Below are 21,510 nucleotides of genomic sequence, written 5' to 3' on the forward strand. Positions count from 1 at the left end.
TTTCCACCGAAATGAAAGCCGAAGCGCGACCTTAGATCCTCGCGGTGCACGCGCCGCGGGGGGAACCCCCGGAGAGGGCTAATCCGCGAGCGTGCTCAGATCCCCCGGATCCTGCCCCAGGGCCCAGGCCTTGAGGGCCCGGCGGACGATCTTGCCCGAGCGCGTCTTGGGCAGGCTGGCTCGGATCTCGATGTCCGAGGGGGTGGCGATGCCGCCCAGGTCCTCGCGGACGTGGTCCTTGAGGCTGGCGATGAGGCCGGGGCCCGCCTCGACGCCGGCCTTGACCACCACGTAGGCCTTGATGCTCTCGCCCTTGATGGCGTCGGGGATGCCCACCACCGCGCTTTCCGCCACGGCCGGATGGCGGATGAGCGAACCCTCGATGTCGGCAGTGCCGATGCGGTGGCCCGCCACATTGAGCACATCGTCGGAGCGGCCCAGCACGGCGATGTAGCCATCGGCATCCCGCACGGCCACATCCCCGGCGCTGTAGCAGCCGGGGATGTCACGCCAGTAGTCCTCGTAGCGCTTGGGGTCGTTCCACACGGTGCGCAGCATGTAGGGCAGCGGGAACTTGATCACCAAAAGACCGCCCTGGCCATCGGGCACGGGACTCCCGTCGCGATTCACCACGGCGAGTTGGGCTCCGGGCATGGGCTTGCCCGCCTTACCCGGCCGGACCTCGAAGGTGGGCAGGGTGCCGATGACGGGTCCGGCGATCTCCGTCTGCCACCAGTTGTCCACCACCTGGCCGTTTCCCTGTCCGACGAGATGCTGCTGGGCCCAGCGGTGGGCTTCGGGGTTCAACGGCTCGCCGGCGCAGGCCAGGAGACGCAGCTTGCTCAGATCGAACTTCCCGGGGGCCTCGGCGCCGTGGCTCATCCACATGCGCACGGCCGTGGGGGCCGTGAACATGACGTTCACCCCGAAGCGCTCGCAGAGCTCCCAGGTCACTTCCGGGCTGGGATAGTCCGGCGCGCCTTCGCGGCACAGCACGGTCGCCCCGATGCTGAGGGGGCCGTAGACGATGAAGCTGTGGCCCACGATCCAGCCGATGTCGGAGGTGCTCCAGTAGATGTCCCGCTCCTGGATCTGGTAGAAGGCCTTGCTCAGGTAGTTCACCCCCACCATGTAGCCGCCGGTGGCATGCACCACGCCCTTCGGTTTCCCCGTCGTTCCGCTGGTGTAGAGGATGAACAGCGGATGCTCGGCGTCCACCATCTCGGGCTCGCAGTGGATGTCGCGGCCCTGCTGGATGTCGTAGAAATCCTTCTCGCGCTCGCTGGCGAAAGTGACGGGCGCATCGCCGGGCCGCGAGCCGCGCCGGTGCACGATGACGTGGTCCACGGTGGTCAGGTCGCGCACGGCCTCGTCCACGATGGGCTTGAGGGCGATGGCCTTGCCGCGGCGGTAGGTGAAGTCGGAGCACACGACGACCTTGGCGCCGGCGTCCTCGATGCGGGTGCGCAGGGCCAGCGCCCCCATGCCCGCGTAGACCACACTGTGGATGGCGCCGATGCGGGCGCAGGCCAGCATGGAGATGATGCCCTCGGGCGTGAGCGGCATGTAGAGGATCACGCGATCGCCCTTCTTCACGCCCAGCCGCTTGAGCGTGTTGGCGAAGCGGTTCATCTCGCGATAGAGGCGGTTGTAGGTGTAGGAGCGCTCGTCGCCGTCCTCGCCCACCCACAGCAGGGCGGCCTTGTTGCGCCGGTCGCTGTGCACGTGGCGGTCGATGCAGTTCACTGTGGCGTTGAGCTTGCCGCCCAGGAACCAGGCGTGGTTGGGGGCGTTGAACTCGAAGACCTTGCTCCAGGGCTCGGCCCAGTCCAGGCCCCGGGCCTTGTCGGCCCAGAAGGCGCCGGGATCGGCCTCCGCCAGGGCCCGCTCCACCTCGTAGTTGATGGCCGCCTGCTTGGCCAGCCAGCCCCTCATCGGAATGGGGGCCTCCCCCTTCTGCAGCGCCTGGATGGTCTTCTGCTGGGTGATGCTGATTTCCACGTCGCTCATGGAAGGCTCCGAGAACGGGGTGAGGTGGATTGGGTTGGAAGGTTGGGAGGGAAGGTAGCACGGTCGTGGAACCTGGAACCCATGACAGGGATCACAGCTAGACTTCCGGCCAGGAGTCCCCATGGCCGTTCAATCCCAAGTCCCCTGCCCCTATGACCTACACCCCAGCGTGGCCCACATCCAGGCCATCCTCGCCAACCTCGAGCGGAACTCGGGTCGCAACCTGGCAGCCTGGGTGGCCCTGGCCCGGAAAGAGGCCCCGACCGACCTCAAGGGCTGCGCCGCCTGGCTGAAGGCCCAGGGTCTCGGCGGCAACCAGGCCGGCCTGGTCGCCCAGCGGGCCTGCGCCGCCCCCGGCCACGCCTTCGACGATGCGCCGGAAGGCTACCTGGCCGCGGCGCCCCGGTACGTGGAGGCTCAGTACGCGGGGAAGAAGGCCGCCCTGCGGCCGCTCTTCGAGGCCATCGTCCTCCGGGCCCGGGGCCTCGGCTCCGACGTGAAGGTCTGCCCCTGCGAGACCATCGTCCCCTTCTACCGGCATCACGTCTTCGCCGAAGTGAAGCCCTTCGCCTCGCGCCTGGACCTGGGCCTGGCGCTGGGCGATCCAGTCTCCGTGGCGGACCCCTCCGGGCGGCTCAAGGACACCGGCGGCTTCCGGAAGAAGGACCGGATCACGCACAAGCTGGAGATCACCACGGAAGGGGATCTCGAGGCAGCCCTGCCCTGGCTCCGGCACGCCTATGAGCGGGATGCCGAAGCCTGAGCGCCAGCCTCCGGTGCAACTTAGTACCGGCTGGCGGTCTCCAGGGCGGCCATGTCCTCGGCGGTCAGCGCCAGCGAGACCGCGCGGATCAGGCTGTCCAGCTGGTCCAGGCTGGTGGCGCTGGCGATGGGGGCGGTGACGCCGGGATGCGCCATGAGCCAGGCCAGGGCCACCTCCGCGGGCCTGGCCCCGTGCCGCGTGGCCACGGTGTCCAGCGCTCCCAGGACGCGGAAGCCCCGCTCGTTCAGGTAGCCCTTGACCCCCTTCCCCCGCGGGCTCTTCCCGAGATCCGCTTCGCTGCGGTACTTCCCGCTGAGGAAACCCTTGGCCAGGCTGAAGTAGGTGATGACGCCCAGCCCCTCGGCCATGGCGAGGTCCCGCAGGGCGCCGTCATAGCTCTGGCGGTCGTAGAGGTTGTACTCGGGCTGCAGCACCTCGTAGCGGGGAAGCCCCTTGGCGGACGCGCTGAGGGCGGCGCCCAGCTGGCCTGCGTCGTAGTTGGAGGCGCCGATGGACCGCACCTTCCCGGCGGCGATCAGCTTCTGGTAGGCGGCGAGGGTCTCCTCATGAGGCGTGCCCGGATCGAACTTGTGGGAGAGATACACGTCGATGTGGTCCGTCTGGAGGCGGCGGAGGGAGTCCTCCACCGCGCGCCCGATCCAGACCGCGGACAGGCCCTTCCGGTCCGGCCCCATCTCCATGCCCACCTTGGTGATGAGCACCACCCGGTCTCGGCAGCGGCGTTCCTTCATCCACTCGCCGAGGATCGTCTCCGATTCGCCGCCCTGGTTCCCGGGCTTCCAGACGGAGTAGACATCGGCCGTGTCCACGGTCTCGAAGCCGGCGTCCACGAAGCGGTCCAGGATCTCGAAGGAGGTCTTCCTATCGATGGTCCAGCCGAACACATTGCCGCCGAAGACCAGCGGCGAGATGGAGAGGCCAGTCCGGCCGAGGGGGCGCTTGGCGTGCGTCATCGAAACCTCCGAAAGTCGGCGCCTACGGAATCGCCACGTTCACTCGGACGACCTTCAGCACCCGCTCCAGATCCTTCGGATCCAGCCCCACGAGGAAGCCGCGGCTGCCGCCGTTGAGGTAGATGCGCGGTAGGTCGAAGATGCTTGTCTCGGCGTGGACGGACATGGCCTTCTTGGTGCCGAGGGGGCTGGTGCCTCCCACCAGGTAGCCGCTGTGGCGGTTGGCCACCTCGGGCTTGCAGGGCTGCACGGCCTTCGCGCCGATCTGGCGCGCCAGTTCCTTGGTGCTCACCTCCCGGTCCCCGTGCATGAGGATGATGAGCGGCGCGCCCTTCTCGTCCTCCATCACCAGCGTCTTGACCACCGCGTGCTCGTCCACACCCAATTCCCGGGCGCTCACGGCCGTGCCGCCGTGGTCCTCGTAGCGGTAGAGGTGCTCGGTGTAGGCCACGCCCGCCTGCCGGAGCAGCCGCGTGGCGTTGGTGGATGGCGCCTTGGCGCTCATGGCGCGACCTTGGTCATGGCACCATGATCCCACGCTCCGGCAGGAGACTCCGTGTCCATCTCGCCACCCGACCCCCTCCTGGCTCTCGCCCTCGTCGTGGTGGCCCTGGGCCTGTTGGACCGGCTGGGGCTCTGGATGGAGGCCCGCGGCTGGATCTACTGGCGACGTCGGCGGGCGCAGGGCTCCGCCCTGGGCGCCACCTTCCTCGAGCTGCAGAAGATTTTCGAATCAGGGAAGGCCGAGCATGTCATCGCCGCCCGGGAGAGCGCCGGGAAGGAGAGCCCGGATCCCATCGCCGGCCACCTGACGGCGGACCATGCCGAGATCGATGCGCTCTTCGGGGAGGCCCGGATGGCCATGGATCGCAGCCTCCAGCCGGAGGCGCACCGGGCCCTGGACCGGATCTGGATGCGCCTGGCCGTGCACATCCGCGCGGAGCACAGGGCCCTCTTCCCCGCCGTGGCCGAGGCCCGCCCAGACCTGGCGGAGGCCCTCCGGACCCTGCGCGAGGACCACGACTTCTTCATGGCCACCCTGGCCACGGCCGTGAACGCCCTCAAGGGACCCGGGCTGGACTGGACCGCGGCCCGGACCGCGGCCGAGGCCGTCCAGCGGCGCCTGGCCGCCCACAACGGCCTGGAGGAGGAGCGGATCTACCCCGTGGCGGACCAGCTCCCCGAGGTTCAGAGAAGGCACTTGGCCGGCGAGGTGTCGCGGGAACTGGCCACACTCCCGACGCGCTACGGAGGCTAGCCTTCGAAGGCCCGGAAGCTCGCCCCCTCGGGCACGTCCAGCCCGAAGACCTCCCTCAGGACGGGGATGACCTCTTCCGGCGCCAGTTCGCGGCCATCGATGGCGTCGCCCCGGATCTCGGCATAGGCGCGGTTGCGGAGGATCCGGCGCACCTCGGGGCCCGGAAGCTGGGCCGTGAGGGTGGCCACGAAGCGGGACTCGGGATGGGTGCTGGTGTAGTGGTTGGCCATCTCGTAGTCCACCGGGAACCGCTCCTCGGCCCGGAACGCGTAGAAGTCCACCCAGGCGCCGTCCTGGAGGCACTGGAGCACATTCAGGGGCTCCCCATCCGCCTCCTCGACCACGCGGTAGCGGCGCAGGAACTGGACATGGGGCTGGCCATCCAGCGGCAGGGGTTGCAGCAGCCCCTCCCCGCCGAAGCCCACGTCGCAGAGCCAGCGGCGGCCCTCCAGCAGCACCAGCAGCAGCATGTGGGTGCGGGGGAGCAGTGCGGTCGCGCCCCGTCGCACCCGGGCCTCGCAGGGGATGACCTCGAAACCCACCCGCCGCAGCACCGCCAGGAACAGGCCATTCTGCTCGAAGCAGTAGCCGCCGCGTCGGCGCTGCACGAGCTTGGCCTGGAGCGAGGCCAGGTCCAGCCGGATGGGCAGGCCCATCTGGATGTCCAGGTTCTCGAAGGGGATGGTGGAGGCGTGGGCCAGATGCAGGGCCCGCAGTGTGGCCAGGTCGGGCCGCGGCTCGCCCGCGAAGCCGATCCGCCGCAGGTAGGCGTCCAGGTCGAGATCAGCGGACATACTGGGCTTCACCCTTCCCGAATGACCAGTCGGCCAGCTCGTTCTCCACCAGGCAGATCATCACGTCCTCGGGACGGAGGCCGGGATCCTTCGCCAGGTTTTCCACGATCCGGCGGTACAGCGCCTGCTTCATCTCCACGGTGCGTCCCTTCCGGAGCGTGATCTGGATGGCCACCCACTCCGGCGATCGATCGATGCCCAGGTAATGGGGATCGAAGATCAGGCCCGAGGCGTGCTCCGTCAGGATATGGAAGCGGTCGTCGGCCGGGGCGTTCACCGTCGCGGTAAGCGCCTCCTGGACGCCGTCCGACAGGGCCTGCCGATAGGCGTCGCTCACGCTGGAACGATGGGAAATACGTACGAGAGGCATGGGATCTCCTTCCGGGAGTCGCTCATTCTAGCCGTGGCCGGCGAGGATGTTACGACACTTGCAGATGGAGGTTCAGCGGTTGTTCCAGGCCGCCACATTCCGCCGGATCTGGGCGGCGTGGACCTCCAGGTGGGCGGCGTAGTTCCGGAGCCAGTCATCGGTGCCGTAGGAACCGCTGTGGGTATGGCGTCCCACGCGGCCCCAGGCCGATTCGGGCAGCCGCTCGAGCGGGGCGATGGTGTGCGCCCTCGCCGCCTCGATGAGCCGCAGGGCCAGTTCCGGGTCCGAGGCGTGGTAGTCGAAGCGCTGAGCCCACGCGTTCTCGTCGTAGCCCACGATGAGGGGCTCCGGATCCGCCAGCAGGAGCCGGATGCGAATAGCGGCATAGGTCTCGGAGTCCGCGCAGTGGACCACCACCTCGTGGGCGCTCCACTTTCCCTCGGCGGGTCGCCAGGTGCGGGCCTCCGCCGGCACCTCCTCCCAGGCCCGGCGGAGCAGGGCGGGGCCCGTGCGGTAACGCAGGAGATGAGCTTCCCGGGTGGCAGCATCGAACGTCATGGGACACCTCGACACCAGCATGGCGCAGCGGGCCCTGAAATGAAGCCTCGACTTGCGAGGCAACCGGGGCTTCAATGGGGGCCTCTCCCGGAGTTCCCCATGCGCCTCCCGATGCGCCTCCCCGCGGCATGCCTCGCCCTTCCCCTGGTTGCTCTAAGCCTGTTGGCGGGTGACCGCGTCACGGGCCGGGCCTTCGCCACGCGCTCCGAGGTGGCGGCCCAGCACGGCATGGCCTGCACCAGTCAGGCCCTGGTCACCCAGATCGCCCTGGACATCCTGAAACAGGGTGGTTCCGCGGTGGATGCGGCCATCGCGGCGGACGCGGCCCTGGGCCTCATGGAACCCACCGGCAGCGGCATGGGCGGCGACCTCTACGCCATCGTGTGGGACGCGAAGGGCAAGAAGCTGCATGGCCTCAACGGCAGTGGCCGCTCGCCGAAGTCGCTCACCCTTGAGCACTTCAAGAAGCTGGGCCTGAAGCACATCCCACCGCAGGGGCCGCTCCCCGTGAGCGTGCCCGGCTGCGTGGACGGCTGGTTCGAACTGCACAAGAAGTTCGGCAAGCTGCCCATGACCCAGGTGCTGGCGCCGGCCATCAGGTACGCCAAGGAGGGCTTCCCGGTTTCGGAACTCATCGCCTACTACTGGGGTCGCAGCGTGCCAGTGCTGGGCAAGTACCCCGGATTCCTCGAGACCTTCACCGTGGACGGCAAGCGGGGCCCCGTGAGCGGCGAGGTCTTCCGCAACCCGCGCCTGGCCAGGACGCTGGAAATCCTGGCCAGGGACGGCCGTGACGCCTTCTACAAGGGCGAGATCGCCCGGAAGATCGACGCCTACATGAAGGCCAACGGCGGCTTCCTCAGCTACGAGGATCTGGCCGCCCACCACTCGGACTGGGTGGAGCCCGTCAGCGTGAACTACCGCGGCTACGACGTGTGGGAACTTCCCCCCAACGGCCAGGGCATCGCGGCCCTCCAGATGCTGAACATCCTCGAAGGCTACGACTTCTCGAAGATCCCCTTCGGCAGCCCCCAGCATGTGCATCTCTTTGCGGAAGCCAAGAAGCTGGCCTTCGAGGACCGGGCCAAGTTCTACGCCGACGCGGCCTTCATGAAGGTGCCGCTCTCCTGGCTGCTGTCCAAGGAGTACGCCGCCCAGCGCCGCGCCCTCATCGGCGACCGTGCCTCGCGTCGCCTGGAAGCGGGCCACCCGCCCCTCAAGGAAGGCGACACGGTCTACCTCACCACCGCCGACGGCGAGGGCAACATGGTGAGCCTCATCCAGAGCAACTACCGCGGCATGGGCAGCGGCATGACGCCCGGCGACCTGGGCTTCTGCCTCCAGGACCGTGGCGAGCTGTTCAACCTGGAAGAAGGCAACGCCAACACCTACGCCCCCGGCAAGCGCCCCTTCCACACCATCATCCCCGGCTTCATCACCAAGGATGGCGTGCCCTTCCTCAGCTACGGCGTCATGGGCGGCGAGTTCCAGCCCATCGGCCACGCGCAGATCGTGATGGACCTCATCGACTTCGGCATGAACGCCCAGGAGGCTGGCGACGCGCCCCGCATGAGCCACGACGGCTCGCCGGAGCCCACGGGCGAGAAGGGAAAGCTGCCGGGTACCATCCAACTGGAAAGTGGCTTCCCCTACGAGACCGTCCGCGAGCTCATGAACCGCGGTCATGGCGTGGGCTGGATGTTCGGCGGCTACGGCGGCTACCAGGCCATCCGCTGGGATCCCAGGCAGAAGGTCTACTTCGGGGCCAGCGAGTCGCGGAAGGACGGCCAGGCGGCAGGCTACTAGGAATTAGCCCCGAAGTTAGCCCCGGCGACGGCGCCGGTGGGCGCTCCCCAGAGCGGCCCATGTAGAATGGACCCGGCGGGAGCCTATGCCTGCCCTCTGCGGGGGATGGTGCCCCGCCAAAGTCCTATCGTTCGCGCCCAGGGGCGTCCACAGGGGAGTTGACCGTGCTGCAAGCCTATCGCCAACACGTTGCCGAGCGTGCCGCCCTCGGGATTCCGCCCCTGCCGCTCACCGAGGCTCAGACCGACGAGCTCACCCGCCTGCTGGTCAACCCTCCCGCGGGCGAAGAAGCCTTCCTCCTCGACCTGCTGACCCACCGCGTCCCCGCCGGCGTGGACGACGCCGCCCGGGTGAAGGCCGGCTTCCTGGCTGCCGTGGCCAACGGCAAGGAGAAGGTGGCCCTGGTCTCCCGCGAGAAGGCGACGGAGCTGCTGGGCACCATGCTGGGCGGCTTCAACGTGAAGCCCCTCATCGACCTGCTGGACGACGCCACCGTGGGTGGCATCGCCGCCGAGGGCCTCAAGAAGACCCTGCTGGTCTTCGACGCCTTCGCGGATGTGAAGGCCAAGGCCGACCAGGGCAACAAGAACGCTCAGTCCGTGCTGAAGAGCTGGGCCGAGGCCGAGTGGTTCACCAGCCGCCCCGAAGTGCCCCAGAGCCTCACGCTCACCGTGTTCAAGGTGACCGGCGAGACCAACACCGACGACCTGTCCCCGGCACCGGACGCGTGGAGCCGGCCCGACATCCCGCTCCACGCCCTGGCCATACTGAAGAACGCCCGCCCCGGCATCAACCCGGACGAGCCCGGCAAGGTGGGCCCCCTCAAACAGCTCGAGGGCCTCAAGGCCAAGGGGAACCTGGTGGCCTACGTGGGCGACGTGGTGGGCACGGGATCGAGCCGCAAGTCCGCCACCAACTCCGTGCTGTGGTTCACGGGCGAGGACATCCCCTTCGTTCCCAACAAGCGGTTCGGCGGCGTCTGCCTGGGCTCCAAGATCGCCCCCATCTTCTACAACACCATGGAGGATGCCGGCGCCCTGCCCATTGAGCTGGACGTCAACAGCATGGAGATGGGCGACGTCATCGAGCTGCGCCCCTACGAGGGCAAGGCCCTGAAGAACGGGAAGGTCATCGCCGAGTTCAAGGTAAAGTCCGACGTGATCTTCGACGAAGTGCGCGCCGGCGGCCGCATCCCCCTCATCGTGGGCCGGGGCCTTACCACCAAGGCCCGCGCGGCCCTGGGCCTGCCCGCCTCCATCGTCTTCCGCCTCCCGGCCGTGCCCAAGGACACCGGCAAGGGCTTCAGCTTGGCTCAGAAAATGGTCGGCAAAGCCTGCGGTGTGGTCGGCATCCGCCCCGGCACCTACTGCGAGCCGAAGATGACCACCGTGGGCTCCCAGGACACCACGGGCCCCATGACGCGCGACGAGCTGAAGGACCTGGCCTGCCTCCAGTTCAGCGCCGACATGGTGATGCAGTCCTTCTGCCACACCGCGCCCTACCCCAAGCCCGTGGACGTGAAGACCCACCGAGAGCTGCCCCCCTTCATCACGAATCGCGGCGGCGTGTCCCTGAAGCCCGGCGACGGCGTCATCCACAGCTGGCTGAACCGCCTGCTCCTGCCCGACACGGTCGGAACCGGCGGCGACTCCCACACCCGGTTCCCCATTGGCATCTCCTTCCCCGCGGGCTCGGGCCTGGTGGCCTTCGCCGCCGCCACCGGCGTCATGCCCCTGGACATGCCGGAATCCGTGCTGGTGCGCTTCAAGGGTGAGCTGCAGCCCGGCGTCACCCTGCGCGACCTCGTGAACGCCATCCCCTACTACGCTATCCAACAGGGGCTGCTCACCGTCGAGAAGAAGGGCAAGAAGAACATCTTCAGCGGCCGCATCCTCGAGATCGAGGGCCTGCCCAAGCTGAAGGTGGAGCAGGCCTTCGAGCTGACGGACGCCTCCGCGGAGCGCTCCGCCGCCGGCTGCACCGTGCGCTTGGACAAGGAACCGATCATCGAGTACATGACCTCGAACATCACGCTCATGAAGTGGATGATCGCCAACGGCTACGAGCACCGCGAGACGCTGGAGAACCGCATCAAGGCCATGCAGGCCTGGATCGCCAAGCCCGAGCTGCTGGCCCCCGATGCCGACGCGGAATACGCCGCCGTCATCGAGATCAACCTCGCGGACGTGAAGGAGCCCATCGTGGCCTGCCCGAACGATCCCGACGATGTGAAGCTGCTGTCCACCGTGGCTGGCGACACGATCGACGAGGTGTTCATCGGCTCCTGCATGACCAACATCGGCCACTTCCGCGCCGCCGGGAAGCTGCTGGACGGCAAGACCGACCTCTCCACCCGGCTCTGGATCGCCCCCCCCACCAAGATGGACGCCTACATCCTCACCCAGGAGGGCTACTACGGCATCCTCGGCCGCACCGGCGCCCGCATGGAGATGCCCGGCTGCTCGCTGTGCATGGGCAACCAGGCCCAGGTCCGCAAGGGCAGCACGGCCATGTCCACCTCCACCCGCAACTTCCCCAACCGCCTGGGCCTCGACACCCGCGTCTACCTGGGATCCGCCGAGCTGGCCGCCATCTGCGCCCTCCTGGGGAAGATCCCCACGGTGGAGGAGTACAAGGCCCAGATCGGCGTCGTGGACGCCAAGGCGAAGGACATCTACCGCTACATGAACTTCGACCAGATCCGCGACTTCTCCGAAGTCGCGGATACAGTGAAAATCTGATCCTTTCCCTTGCTCGGAAAATGGCCCGGGGGCGCCGCCCCCGGGCCATTTTCCGAGATGGCGATCCGGCCATGTGTGCTAACCTCATCGTTCTTGACCACCTTTCGGGGGGTTCCCATGGGGATCTTTGAGGGCCACATCCGCGTCCACGACGGCGACCGTTTCGCGCTGGTGGCCTCGCGTTGGAACGACTTCATCGTCGACCGCCTCATCGAGGGCGCGAAGGACTGCATCCTCCGCCACGGCGGCCATGAAGACCAGATGGACCTCATCCGCGTCCCCGGGAGCTTCGAGCTGCCCCAGGCGGCCAAGCTGGCGGCTCAGAGCGGCCGTTACGCCGGCGTCATCGTGCTGGGCTCGGTGATCCGCGGCGGCACGCCCCACTTCGACATGATCGCCGCCGAGGTCACCAAGGGCGCCGCCCAGGTGGCCCTGGACACCGGCCTGCCGCTATCCTTCGGCGTGCTGACCACCGACAGCGTGGAGCAGGCCATCGACCGGGCCGGCGCCAAGATGGGCAACAAGGGCTGGGAGGCCGCCCAGAGCGTCCTCGAGATGGCCGACCTCGCGCACGCCCTCAAGGCCGGAACGAAGGGACGCAAGTAGATGGGAGTTCGCCGCCGGGGGCGCGAGTACGCCCTTCAGATGCTGTACGCCATGGACCTCACCGGCTACCAGCCGGACCAGGTGTTCGCCGGGTTCTACGCCATCCAGGATCTGAACCGGGATGCCTTCTACTATGCCCGGCGCCTGGTGGACGGGGTGTACGGCCACCAGGAGGAGATCGATGATGTGCTGGCCAAATACGCCGAGCACTGGAAGATCCACCGCATGGCGGCCGTGGACCGCAACCTGTTGCGCCTGGGGCTCTTCGAGCTGATGTACGTCAAGGAAGTGCCCTTCCCCATCGTCATCAATGAGGCCCTGGAGATCGTGAAGGAATTCAGCGACCAGGAAGGCACGCAATTCCTCAACGGCATCCTGGATGCCGCGCGCAAAGAATTCCGCCCCGAAGAAACCGGCCCCCGGCTGCGCAAGAAAGCCGTGGCCGCCGATCCCCCGGATGAATCGTGACCTGACCCTGTCCGGCTGGTTTGCTATGCTCGTTCCCTTCCCCAGCCTGATCCGATCGTTGGAGCATTGATGAGCACCTCACGCAAGAAATCCCCTGCAGCCAAGAAGCCCGCCCCGGCCCCCAAGCCCGCTCCCTCCAAGCCCGCCCCCAAGGCCGCGGCCCCCCGCACCGCCCCTGGCGCCCCCCTGGGCCTGGAGGAGATCAAGGCGCTCATCGCCCTGGTGGGTCGCGAGCCCTTCCAGGAATTCGAGTTCGAAGCCGGCGACATGCGCTTCCGCATCCGGAAGGACGGCCCGGCCCCCGTGGTCCAGGCCGCCGCCATGCCTACCCATCAGGTGGTGGTGACCGCCCCCGCGGCCCAGCCCTTCCCCTCCCCGGCGGCCCCCGCAGCCCAGCCCACCGTGCCCGCGGATGAGCCTGGCATCCACTACGTCACCAGCCCCATCGTCGGCACCTTCTATCGCGCCTCCAACCCCACCGCCGCGCCCTACGTGTCCCCCGGCGATTTCGTGAAGCCCGGCCAGACGCTCTGCATCGTCGAAGCCATGAAGCTCATGAACGAGATCGAGTGCGACGTCTCCGGCGAGGTCGTGAAGGTGCTGGTGGAGAACGGCACTCCCGTCGAGTACGGCGAGCGCCTCTTCGCGGTCCGGATCGGTTAGCCATGGCCTCCGCCATCAAGCGCAAGGGCTCGCAGCCCGCACCCACCGCGCCGGACGAACCGCCGTTCAAGAAGATCCTCATCGCCAACCGGGGCGAGATCGCGCTTCGCGTGATCCTGGCCTGCAAGGAGATGGGCATCCAGACCGTGGCCGTCTACTCCGAGGCCGATCGCAACGCCCTCCACGTGCGGTTCGCCGACGAGGAGGTGTGCATAGGGCCTCCGCCGTCCTCCAAGTCCTACCTGAACATCCCCCAGGTCATCGCCGCCGCCGAGGTCACCGGCGCCGAGGCCATCCATCCCGGCTACGGCTTCCTCAGTGAGAACCCCCACTTCGTGGAGGTCTGCCAGGCCTGCGGGATCACCTTCATCGGGCCCAACGCCGAGATCATCCGGAAGATGGGCAACAAGGCCCAAGCCAAGGCCACCATGCTGGCGGCGGGCGTGCCCCTCATGCCCGGCAGCGAGGGCATCATCGAGACGGTGGAAGAGGCCCTGGTGGTGGCCGAGCAGATCGGCTACCCCGTCATCGTGAAGGCGAGCGCCGGCGGCGGCGGACGCGGCATGCGCATCGTCAACAACCCCGAGGAGCTGCCGGACCTCTACAACACCGCCCGCAGCGAGGCCAAGAGCGCCTTCGGCGACGATGCCGTCTACATGGAGAAGTACCTCCTGGAGCCGCGCCACATCGAAGTCCAGATCATGGGCGACCTCTTCGGCAACGTGGTGCACCTGGGCGAGCGCGAGTGCTCCATCCAGCGCCGCCACCAGAAGCTCATCGAGGAGAGCCCCAGCGCGGCGCTGACGCCGGAGCTGCGCCAGCGCATCTGCGCGACGGCCGTCAAGGCCGCCCAGGCCGTGGGCTACTACAACGCCGGCACCATCGAGTTCCTCCTCGACAAGCGCGGCGACTTCTTCTTCATGGAGATGAACACCCGCGTCCAGGTGGAGCATCCCGTCACGGAGCTGGTCACGGGCATCGACATCGTGAAGGAGCAGCTCCGCATCGCCGCGGGCCAGAAGCTCAGCTTCCGCCAGGAGGACGTGATCCAGAAGGGCCACGCCATCGAGTGCCGCATCAACGCGGAAGACCCCTTCAAGTTCACGCCCTGCCCCGGCCGCATCAGCGCCCTGCACTTCCCCGGCGGCCCCGGCATCCGCGTGGATACCGCCATGCACCAGGACGCGGTCATCCCGCCCCACTACGACTCCATGGTGGCCAAGCTCATCGCCTTCGGCGCCAACCGCACCGAGGCCATCGCCCGCATGCGGCGCGCCCTGGACACCCTGGTCATCGAGGGCATCAAGACCACCGCCCCCCTGCACCGCCGCATCATGGACCACCCCGACTTCATCTCCGGCGCCTTCTCCACCAAGTGGATGGAGACGTTCATGGAAGACCTGAAGCGGGACCCTGCTGGGGATCCAAGATAGCGGGTGGCGAGGGACGCTGCAGTGCAGCGTTCCGAGCCGGGCACCCGCTCTTGGATCCATAACAACCAGGTTGGCCCCAGTCTTCGAGCGGGGCCCCGTCCGCGGATCCATAACAACCAGGTCGGCCTCCACCTCCCCCCGCATCGTTCAGGAAAGCCCCAAAACCCGATAGACTGGACCTCGTGCCGCTATAGCTCAGTTGGTAGAGCGCCCGCCTTGTAAGCGGATGGTCGTTGGTTCAATTCCGACTAGCGGCTCCAGTCTTCTGGGAGCCTCATGGACCACCACGCCCTGTGCCGACCGTGAGCGACCCCACTCCCACCCGTCCCAGCCTGCTCCGCTCCGCGGGGGTCGTGGGCTTCATGACGCTGCTGAGTCGCCTCACGGGGCTGCTCCAAACCTTCTTCCTCAGCCACGTGCTGGGGGCGGGGGCGGCGGCGGACGCCTACTTCGTGGCCTTCCGCCTGCCCAACCTCCTGCGCCGATTCACGGCCGAGGGCACCATGACCGCCGCCTTCCTGCCCACCCTGGCGGAAGCCGAGGCGGCGGAGGGCGAGGACGCTGTGAAGGCCGTGGCGGCCCGCTTCCTGGGCACACTCCTGGTCATCCTGCTGATCGGCGTGGCCCTGGTGCTGCTCTTCATGGGACCCCTCGCCGGCCTGCTGACCCTGGGGCGGCCCGAGGTCCAGGGCGAGCTCACCACACGCCTGGGCCGCATCATGTTCCCTTACCTGGCCCTGGTGAGCCTCACGGCGGGTTTCGGGGGCCTGCTGAACCTGCGCCATCGCTTCGCACTGGCGGCCTCGGTCTCCATCTTCTGGAACGTGGCCTTCATCGCCTTCGGCTGGACCTCGCTCCGCGTGCTGGAGCGGTCGGGGCGCGTCCCCTACGAGACGGTGGCCGTCGTGTGCGCCCTGGCCGTGCTGGCGGGCGGCGTGCTGCAGCTGCTGGTGCTGCTGCCAGCCATCCGCAAGGAGGGCTTCAGCCTCTCCTTCGGCCTGTACCTGCGGGATCCCTGGGTTCTCAAGGCCCTCAAGCGCATGGGCCCCGGCCTGCTGGCGGCGGGCATCTACCCCATCAACGCCCTCGTCAGCACCACCCTGGCTTCGAAGCTGCCCAACGGCGCCCAGACCGTCCTCTTCAACAGCGGCATGATGAGCGAGATGGTCATGGGCCTCTTCGCCATGAGCCTCGCCACGGCGAGCCTGCCCGCGCTGTCCCGCCAAGCCGAGGCCCGGGACTGGTCCGGCATGAACCGCAGCCTCACCCAGTCCATCTCCGCCTCGGCCCTGCTCGTGCTGCCGGCTTCCGTGGGCCTGGCGGTGCTCTCGCGACCCATCTGCGCCCTCCTCTTCCGCACCGGCGCCTACACACCGGCGGCTTCTGACTGGACGGCCCTGACGCTGGTGTTCCAGTCCGTGGGCCTGGTCTTCGTGGCGGCCCAGCGGCTGGGCAACCAGGCGCTCTATGCCCTCAAGGACTACCGCGGCCCCGCCACCCTGGCCGCAGGCACGCTGCTGCTGAACGTGGCCCTCAGCCTCGCCCTGCTGAAGCCCCTGGGCACCGGCGGCCTGGCCCTGGCCAACGGGCTGGCCAGCCTCGCGGGCCTGCTGGGTGTCCTGCTGCGCCTGCGCCCGCGCCTGCCGGGCCTGGACCTGCGCCCCCTCCTGAAGGCCACCCTCCGCGCCCTGGCCGCCTCGATCCTCATGGGCCTGCTGGCCTGGGCGGGGGCGGGTCTTCTGGGAATGGATGCCCCTCATGCGTTCCGCCGGGTGGGTCTGGCCCTGCGGTTGCTGCCCCTCATCGGTGCCTGCGCGGCGGCCTACGGCCTGGCCGCCGTGGCCCTTGGCCACCCCGAGGCCCGCGAACTATCCGGCAAGATCCTGCGGAAGGTGCGGAGATAGAAAGGGCCGGACACTGGCCCGGCCCCTTCCATCGCCTGTCAGCCTTCAGTTCTGCAGTTCCACCGTGACCACCGCGCCGCCCATCCGGGGGCTCGTCTCCACGGTCCTGAGCAGCTTGCGGGTGGCGGTGTCGATCCACAGGGTCTTGCTGCCGGGATCGCCCTCGGCGGAGGTGAGCTCCACCTTCCAGGCCTTGAAGGCGCCCGCGGGCACCTTCAGTTCCTCCTGGCCCAGCACCTTGGCCTGCTTGAGCTGGACCTTCTGACGCTGGATGTCCACGTTGCGGAAGGTGACGGTGTAGCCCTCCGCCAGAGGCAGGCAGGCCAGGGCGTCTTCGGCGCCAGAGCCTTCGGCGTAGGCTCCTCCGCCCAGCTCGATGCTGAAGGGCTTGGCGTTGCCGCCCATGGCCATGGTCCCGGTGGCCTTGGCGCCATCGAAGGCGATGTCGATGACCACGGGGCCCTGCTTCACCTGGCGCTTCAGGGGCGCCAGGGTATCCAGGGCCATGGTGGTGGTGTCCATCGCTTCACCGCCCGGCAGCTTGGTGGCATCGGTCACCACCCAGGCGCCGCCCTCCTCTTTCACGGTCCGGACCATGGAGATGGCCATGGAGCGCGGCCCCATGGCGAAGGCGCCCGCGTAGGTGAAGGTGCCGGCCGTGGGCTTGGCGACGGGCTTGGGGACGGTCACGGAGGCTGCGTCGGCCTTCTTCGCCAGCACCACGGTCTTGGGATCGACGGTGATCTCCGGCAGGCGCTTCATGACATCGGGCTTGCCGCCTTCCTGGTAGCGGCCTTTGAGATACTTGGCCAGGAAGGTCTCCGCGGCGGCGAACATGGCCTGGTTGTTCACGGGACGCTGGAAGCCGTGTCCCTCGTCCGGCGCGCAGAGGTACTCCACCGGGAAGCCCCGGTCGCGCAGGGCGATGACGATCTGGTCGCTCTCGGCCTTCTTCACGCGGGGATCATTGGCGCCCTGGATGACCATGAGCGGGGTGTGGATCTTCGCCGCGGAGTTCAGCGGGGACTGGCGTTCCAGCTGCTTCTTGCCCTCGGGTGTGTTGGGGTTGCCCATGCGCTCGTGGAAGACGATGCGGCCGGCCTCCCAGTAGGGCGGGATGGTCTCCAGCAGGGTCAGCAGGTTGGAGGGACCGACGATGGACACGGCGGCGGCGTAGAGGTCCGGCGTGAAGGCCACACCGGCCAGGGTGGCGTAGCCGCCGTAGGAACCGCCCAGGATGCCCACCCGCTTGGGATCGGCGATGCCCTGGGCCACCAGGTGCTTCACGCCCCAGGTGATGTCGTCCTGCATGAGGTCGCCCCACTGCTTGTTGCCGGCGTTGAGGAAGGCCTTGCCGTAGCCCGTGGAGCCGCGGAAGTTGGGCTGCAGCACGGCGTAGCCGCGGTTGGCCAGGAACTGGGCCAGGCTGTTGTAGCCCCAGCTGTCCCGGGCCCAGGGGCCGCCGTGGGGCACCACCACCAGGGGCAGCCCCTTGGCAGGCACGCCCTTCGGCAGGCTCAGGTAGGCGGGGATCTCGAGGCCGTCGCTGGACTTGTAGCGGATGGGCCGCATGGCGACCAGGTCCTGCCGGGGCAGGTCCTCGCGGGAGACATATTCGAGGCTCAGCTTCTTGGTGCGGCGGTCGAAGAGGTAGCGCGTGCCGGGATCCCGGTCGCTGGTGCTCGTCACCATCACCAGCTGCTCGTCGGTGGTCATGGAGCCCAGGCTGATCTCCCGGCCGGGCAGCTTCTTCTGCAGCAGCTTGTAGTCCGCCTCCCAGGCCTTGTCCTTCCAGTAGATCCGGGTGCGCTCATCGTCGTAGGTCGTGGCGATCAGCTCGTCCGTCAGGTCGGAGAACACGGCGGACCCGAGGTCCACGCGGCCCTTGGGATCGGATTCGAGCTTCTCCTCCTTGCCAGTGGCCGGGTCGAAGAGCGCCAGCTCCGTGAGGTTCCGGGCGCCCTTGTTCGTCTCGAGGTAGACCCGCTTGCCGTCCTTGTGGAAGTTCACCGGCGCCGCGGACTCGAAGACTGAGCACTCGTAGACCTTCTTGAAGCCATCGGGATCCACGCGGAGGATTTCGGTGTCGCCCTTGTCGGTGGTGCGCAGGGCCAGGCGCAGGTTCGCCTGCTTGTCGAAAACCCAGCCGGCGATGCGCTCGGTGTTCTTGCGGAGGAGCGTCCGCTCGCCCGTGGAGATCTTCACCTTGTAGACGTCGTGCCAGGCGGCATCGCGGTCGTTGAGGCCCACGTAGATCGTGTCCGGATCGCCCTTGGGCACCGAGAGGATCTGGGCCCGGGCGCCCTTGGCCGCCGTCAGGTTGCGGGCCTCGGGGGCCTCCTTGCCCGCCGCGACGGGTGCCGCCGGATCCACGGTGTAGACGTTGTAGTTCTCGTCGCCGTCCTTGTCCTGCACGAAGAGGATCTGCTTGCCGTCCCGGCTCCAGAAGAAGGCCGGGATGGGGCGCTTGGGATCCGCGGTGATCAGGTGTCCCTTGGAATAGGGCTCGCCCACCTTCTTCACCCAGATGTTGCGGGTCTCCTTGTACGGCTTGAGGAAGGCGATCCACTTCCCGTCGGGGGAGATCTGGGCCCCGGCGATCTCGGGATTGCCGAAGAACTTGTCCCGGTCGATGAGGGGCGGCAACTGGCTCTTCTTGACCGCGGCGGCCGGGGCCTTGGCCCCCTGGGCGGCCAGGGGCAGCGCCAGAGCCAGGGCAAGGCCAGACCACAAGAGGCTGGACAAGGACACATGAGGTTTCATGGACTCGAGCTCCTTGGAAAGAATGGGTGGGAAACCCAGCTTACGCCGAAGCGGACCTGAAGGTTGAGCATGAATGCGGCCGGCTCCGGATCCACCCGATGGCCCTGCCCCCCTCCGCCATGGCACAGTTCGGAGGGGAGCATTCCATGAAAGCCGTCATCCAGCGCGTGAAGCGGGCCTCGGTGCGCAGCGGAGAGCTGGAATCCGCCATCGGACCGGGCCTCCTCGTGCTCGCGGGCCTCGAGGCCAGCGACACGGAGGAGACTTGCGCCTGGGCCGCCGCCAAGATTGCCTCGCTGCGCGTCTTCGAGGACGATGCCGGAAAGATGAACCTCGGCCTCGCCGACGTGGGCGGCGAGATCCTGGCCATCAGCCAGTTCACGCTGGCGGGCAGCGTCGCGCGGGGGCGGCGCCCCTCCTTCGATCGGGCCATGGCCCCGGACGCGGCCCGGGTGCTCTTCCGCAGGTTCCTCGACCTGCTCAAGGCCCAGCACCCCCGCGTGAAGTCCGGATTCTTCCAGGAACACATGGAGGTGGAGCTGGTGAACGACGGGCCCGTGACCTTCATCCTCGAGCGCTGAAGGGCCGCGCCAGCCACCGGGAGACCGGCGCCGCCAGGACGAGGGCCAGCCCCGCGAGCAGGAGGCCCGCCGCCACATCCACCACGTAGTGCACGCCGATGTAGACCGTGGCGAAGACCACGGCCAGGGCCCAGACCCAGAGCAGCGGCGCCAGGCGCGGGAAGGGTCGCGTGGCCAGCAGGGCCGGCAGCACGGAGAGGGCCGTGTGGCCACTGGGGAAGGCGTCCAGGGTGGTGGATTCGGCTCCGTGGAGGAAGGCCCGGACCGCTTGGGAGACGGCACCGCCGCCCAGCTTCGCGGCAGCCAGGGCCTCGGGCACCCGGGGGCCTTCCGCAGGCCAGAGGAAGTAGCCCAGGAAGGACAGGTAGAAGCCCAGCAAGATCCGGAAGGCCACCCGCTCAAAGCCTTCGGGGCCCAGCCGCCGCCAGGCCAGCGCCGCCACGGCGATGGGCAGGAAGTAGAAGCTGGCGTAGGCGAGGTAGATCAGATCCGTGAACGCCGCGGGCCGGCCGAAGGCGCCGTGCCAGGCCGCAGCGAGCTGGCCGAACCACCGGGCGTCGGCGGCGGCGAGCGCCGCGTCCCAGCGGTGGACGTTGACCGCCACCACCAGCGGCTGGAGCAGGAGGAACACGAGGAGGACCACCAGGATCGGCAGGAAGTCACGCAGCACCGCGGCCGCCTTCCCCTTCACCCGGCCCACCAGCAGGACCGCCAGGAGCAGCGCCGCGAACGTGGCGGCCCGGGGAATCCCCCCGTCGGGCCGGACCAGCACGATGAGCAGCAGCAGGCCCGCCAGAACCAGGGCCGTCAGCCGCTCGGAGGGCCGCAGGGCGGCGATCGCCCTGGCGATCATGGTTCCGGTGCCCCCGGATCCACGCCCGACCAGACGGGCGTCCCCTCCGGCGAGCCCAGCCAGCGGGCGGGGTCCTCGAGGATCTTCTGCACCAGGGCCAGGGAACGGGCGCAGGAGAAGGCGTCGTCGATGCGCTCGTCGAAGGTCCAGCGCACGGACAGCGCCTCCTCGGAGGTCGCGCCATCGCGGCCGGCGAAGACCGCGCGCCGGGGGGCCGACACGGCCCCGAAGATGGAGACGGTGCCGTATTCATAAAGATGGTGGAACACGTCGGAGACGCCCACGGAACCCAGGTTGGCGAGGAAGATCGTCGCGAACATCGGGTCATCCCGGATCATGAAGCCCGGGAAGAGGTTCCAGCGGTCCAGCCCCCGCGCGAGGGCCACCAGCCCGCGCACCAGCGGGCCGGGAAGCCGCATGACCAGCGCCACCTCCTTGTCCACGGCGCAGTCCTTCTCCCGGGCCTCGTCCACCCGCGTCGAGATGCGCCGGGAGAAGTCCGGAAAGCTCTCGCCCTTGGGGCACGCCAGCTTCACCGTGACATCGGCCCCGTCATCCGTGAACTCCCGCTTGGCCACGAAGGAGATGGACACGCCCCGGCGCTGGTAGGTCCGCCCGCCCGAGACGAACCGGTTCAGGCGCGGGCGCGTCTCGAGCGCCACCGCGGTGGCGTAAGCCACCAGATGGAAGAGCGTGGCGCGGGGGTGATGGACGCGGTTGTAGGCCTTGAGCCAGACGCGCGCGGCCGCGATGCGGTACACGGACTCCTGGTAGACGCAGCTCTCGTTCCGGCCTCGCATGAGGTAGGGCATGATGCGCCGCACGGGATCCTCGCCGCGGATCAGATCACCATCGGGACGCGAGAAGAGGGGCATGGCCCAGGGTCATCATCCGGACCGGGCCTGTCAAGAAGACCCGCAAATCGTCTTTTCGCATTGACACCCCGGAAGGTCGGGATTATCCAT

General features: G+C 68.4%; 19 protein-coding genes and 1 tRNA gene. 11 read left to right on the forward strand and 9 right to left on the reverse strand.

The window, feature by feature from the left end; all coding sequences use genetic code 11:
- Positions 1 to 78 precede the first annotated feature (78 nt).
- A complete protein-coding gene (gene acs, locus MLE64_RS06665; RefSeq protein WP_243316987.1) occupies positions 79 to 2,010 on the reverse strand; it encodes an acetate--CoA ligase in 1,932 nt (643 codons plus the stop codon).
- Positions 2,011 to 2,131: 121 nt separating this feature from the next.
- Between acs and MLE64_RS06670 the strand changes: the two genes are divergently transcribed.
- Positions 2,132 to 2,773 (forward strand): DUF5655 domain-containing protein, encoded by a 642-nt coding sequence (locus MLE64_RS06670; protein WP_243316988.1) that lies wholly within the window; start codon positions 2,132 to 2,134, stop codon positions 2,771 to 2,773.
- Positions 2,774 to 2,793: 20 nt separating this feature from the next.
- On the opposite strand, the gene MLE64_RS06675 is transcribed toward MLE64_RS06670, so the two are convergent.
- On the reverse strand, positions 2,794 to 3,747 hold the full coding sequence (locus MLE64_RS06675; protein WP_243316989.1) for an aldo/keto reductase: 954 nt from the start codon (positions 3,745 to 3,747) through the stop codon (positions 2,794 to 2,796).
- 22 nt (positions 3,748 to 3,769) lie between these two features.
- The gene (gene ybaK, locus MLE64_RS06680) at positions 3,770 to 4,252 is read right to left on the reverse strand and encodes a Cys-tRNA(Pro) deacylase (RefSeq protein ID WP_243316990.1); all 483 of its coding nucleotides are present in this window, start codon (positions 4,250 to 4,252) and stop codon (positions 3,770 to 3,772) included.
- 51 nt (positions 4,253 to 4,303) lie between these two features.
- On the opposite strand from ybaK, the gene MLE64_RS06685 reads away from it, so the two are divergent.
- A complete protein-coding gene (locus MLE64_RS06685) occupies positions 4,304 to 5,005 on the forward strand; it encodes a hemerythrin domain-containing protein (RefSeq protein ID WP_243316991.1) in 702 nt (233 codons plus the stop codon).
- Here the strand turns inward: MLE64_RS06685 and MLE64_RS06690 are convergent.
- The 3 genes from MLE64_RS06690 to MLE64_RS06700 form a co-directional block, all read right to left on the reverse strand.
- Positions 5,002 to 5,799, reverse strand: coding sequence for an arylamine N-acetyltransferase family protein (locus MLE64_RS06690; RefSeq protein WP_243316992.1), 798 nt, complete (start codon positions 5,797 to 5,799; stop codon positions 5,002 to 5,004). The genes MLE64_RS06685 and MLE64_RS06690 overlap by 4 nt on opposite strands.
- Positions 5,789 to 6,169, reverse strand: coding sequence for a tautomerase family protein (locus MLE64_RS06695; protein ID WP_243316993.1), 381 nt, complete (start codon positions 6,167 to 6,169; stop codon positions 5,789 to 5,791). Before MLE64_RS06695 ends, MLE64_RS06690 begins: the two co-directional genes overlap by 11 nt.
- Before the next feature lie 72 nt (positions 6,170 to 6,241).
- Positions 6,242 to 6,727, reverse strand: a complete 486-nt coding sequence (locus tag MLE64_RS06700; protein WP_243316994.1) for a DinB family protein — start codon at positions 6,725 to 6,727, stop codon at positions 6,242 to 6,244.
- A 99-nt stretch (positions 6,728 to 6,826) separates the two neighbouring features.
- Here MLE64_RS06700 and ggt point away from each other — a divergent pair, with 99 nt between their 5' ends.
- From ggt to murJ, 8 genes are all read left to right on the forward strand, one after another.
- On the forward strand, positions 6,827 to 8,533 hold the full coding sequence (gene ggt, locus MLE64_RS06705) for a gamma-glutamyltransferase (protein ID WP_243316995.1): 1,707 nt from the start codon (positions 6,827 to 6,829) through the stop codon (positions 8,531 to 8,533).
- A gap of 164 nt (positions 8,534 to 8,697) precedes the next feature.
- The gene (gene acnB / locus MLE64_RS06710) at positions 8,698 to 11,274 is read left to right on the forward strand and encodes a bifunctional aconitate hydratase 2/2-methylisocitrate dehydratase (RefSeq protein WP_243316996.1); all 2,577 of its coding nucleotides are present in this window, start codon (positions 8,698 to 8,700) and stop codon (positions 11,272 to 11,274) included.
- A 117-nt stretch (positions 11,275 to 11,391) separates the two neighbouring features.
- Positions 11,392 to 11,880 carry a 6,7-dimethyl-8-ribityllumazine synthase gene (gene ribH, locus MLE64_RS06715; protein ID WP_243316997.1) on the forward strand — a complete coding sequence of 163 codons (489 nt, stop codon included), beginning with the start codon at positions 11,392 to 11,394 and terminating at the stop codon, positions 11,878 to 11,880.
- The gene (nusB, locus tag MLE64_RS06720; RefSeq protein WP_243316998.1) at positions 11,881 to 12,348 is read left to right on the forward strand and encodes a transcription antitermination factor NusB; all 468 of its coding nucleotides are present in this window, start codon (positions 11,881 to 11,883) and stop codon (positions 12,346 to 12,348) included. It abuts the gene before it with no gap.
- A 69-nt stretch (positions 12,349 to 12,417) separates the two neighbouring features.
- Entirely contained in the window at positions 12,418 to 13,011 is a 594-nt protein-coding gene (gene accB / locus MLE64_RS06725; protein ID WP_243316999.1) for an acetyl-CoA carboxylase biotin carboxyl carrier protein, read from the forward strand.
- A gap of 2 nt (positions 13,012 to 13,013) precedes the next feature.
- Entirely contained in the window at positions 13,014 to 14,444 is a 1,431-nt protein-coding gene (gene accC / locus MLE64_RS06730; protein ID WP_243295792.1) for an acetyl-CoA carboxylase biotin carboxylase subunit, read from the forward strand.
- Between the two features lie 184 nt (positions 14,445 to 14,628).
- Positions 14,629 to 14,704, forward strand: a tRNA-Thr gene (locus MLE64_RS06735).
- Between the two features lie 42 nt (positions 14,705 to 14,746).
- Positions 14,747 to 16,348 carry a murein biosynthesis integral membrane protein MurJ gene (gene murJ / locus MLE64_RS06740; protein ID WP_243317000.1) on the forward strand — a complete coding sequence of 534 codons (1,602 nt, stop codon included), beginning with the start codon at positions 14,747 to 14,749 and terminating at the stop codon, positions 16,346 to 16,348.
- A 45-nt stretch (positions 16,349 to 16,393) separates the two neighbouring features.
- Here the strand turns inward: murJ and MLE64_RS15725 are convergent, their stop codons facing one another.
- The gene (locus MLE64_RS15725) at positions 16,394 to 19,111 is read right to left on the reverse strand and encodes an alpha/beta fold hydrolase (RefSeq protein WP_279342962.1); all 2,718 of its coding nucleotides are present in this window, start codon (positions 19,109 to 19,111) and stop codon (positions 16,394 to 16,396) included.
- 146 nt (positions 19,112 to 19,257) lie between these two features.
- On the opposite strand from MLE64_RS15725, the gene dtd reads away from it, so the two are divergent.
- Positions 19,258 to 19,692: a D-aminoacyl-tRNA deacylase gene (gene dtd, locus MLE64_RS06755; RefSeq protein WP_243317001.1), complete on the forward strand. Its 435-nt coding sequence runs from the start codon at positions 19,258 to 19,260 to the stop codon at positions 19,690 to 19,692.
- Here the strand turns inward: dtd and MLE64_RS06760 are convergent.
- Positions 19,676 to 20,545 (reverse strand): phosphatase PAP2 family protein, encoded by an 870-nt coding sequence (locus MLE64_RS06760; RefSeq protein ID WP_243317002.1) that lies wholly within the window; start codon positions 20,543 to 20,545, stop codon positions 19,676 to 19,678. The two genes, dtd and MLE64_RS06760, sit on opposite strands and share 17 nt — an antisense overlap.
- A complete protein-coding gene (locus MLE64_RS06765; RefSeq protein ID WP_243317003.1) occupies positions 20,542 to 21,420 on the reverse strand; it encodes a 2-oxo acid dehydrogenase subunit E2 in 879 nt (292 codons plus the stop codon). Before MLE64_RS06765 ends, MLE64_RS06760 begins: the two co-directional genes overlap by 4 nt.
- Positions 21,421 to 21,510 lie beyond the last annotated feature (90 nt).

Origin of the sequence: Geothrix paludis (genome assembly GCF_022808815.1) — a bacterium.
Taxonomy (GTDB): domain Bacteria; phylum Acidobacteriota; class Holophagae; order Holophagales; family Holophagaceae; genus Geothrix; species Geothrix paludis.

Coding starts and splice junctions, on each gene's coding strand:
- acs (WP_243316987.1), bottom strand. CDS start 2,010: ATGAGCGACGTGGAAATCAGCATCACCCAGCAGAAGACCATCCAGGCG.
- MLE64_RS06670 (WP_243316988.1), top strand. CDS start 2,132: ATGGCCGTTCAATCCCAAGTCCCCTGCCCCTATGACCTACACCCCAGC.
- MLE64_RS06675 (WP_243316989.1), bottom strand. CDS start 3,747: ATGACGCACGCCAAGCGCCCCCTCGGCCGGACTGGCCTCTCCATCTCG.
- ybaK (WP_243316990.1), bottom strand. CDS start 4,252: ATGAGCGCCAAGGCGCCATCCACCAACGCCACGCGGCTGCTCCGGCAG.
- MLE64_RS06690 (WP_243316992.1), bottom strand. CDS start 5,799: ATGTCCGCTGATCTCGACCTGGACGCCTACCTGCGGCGGATCGGCTTC.
- MLE64_RS06695 (WP_243316993.1), bottom strand. CDS start 6,169: ATGCCTCTCGTACGTATTTCCCATCGTTCCAGCGTGAGCGACGCCTAT.
- MLE64_RS06700 (WP_243316994.1), bottom strand. CDS start 6,727: ATGACGTTCGATGCTGCCACCCGGGAAGCTCATCTCCTGCGTTACCGC.
- ggt (WP_243316995.1), top strand. CDS start 6,827: ATGCGCCTCCCGATGCGCCTCCCCGCGGCATGCCTCGCCCTTCCCCTG.
- ribH (WP_243316997.1), top strand. CDS start 11,392: ATGGGGATCTTTGAGGGCCACATCCGCGTCCACGACGGCGACCGTTTC.
- nusB (WP_243316998.1), top strand. CDS start 11,881: ATGGGAGTTCGCCGCCGGGGGCGCGAGTACGCCCTTCAGATGCTGTAC.
- accB (WP_243316999.1), top strand. CDS start 12,418: ATGAGCACCTCACGCAAGAAATCCCCTGCAGCCAAGAAGCCCGCCCCG.
- accC (WP_243295792.1), top strand. CDS start 13,014: ATGGCCTCCGCCATCAAGCGCAAGGGCTCGCAGCCCGCACCCACCGCG.
- MLE64_RS15725 (WP_279342962.1), bottom strand. CDS start 19,111: ATGAAACCTCATGTGTCCTTGTCCAGCCTCTTGTGGTCTGGCCTTGCC.
- dtd (WP_243317001.1), top strand. CDS start 19,258: ATGAAAGCCGTCATCCAGCGCGTGAAGCGGGCCTCGGTGCGCAGCGGA.
- MLE64_RS06760 (WP_243317002.1), bottom strand. CDS start 20,545: ATGATCGCCAGGGCGATCGCCGCCCTGCGGCCCTCCGAGCGGCTGACG.
- MLE64_RS06765 (WP_243317003.1), bottom strand. CDS start 21,420: ATGCCCCTCTTCTCGCGTCCCGATGGTGATCTGATCCGCGGCGAGGAT.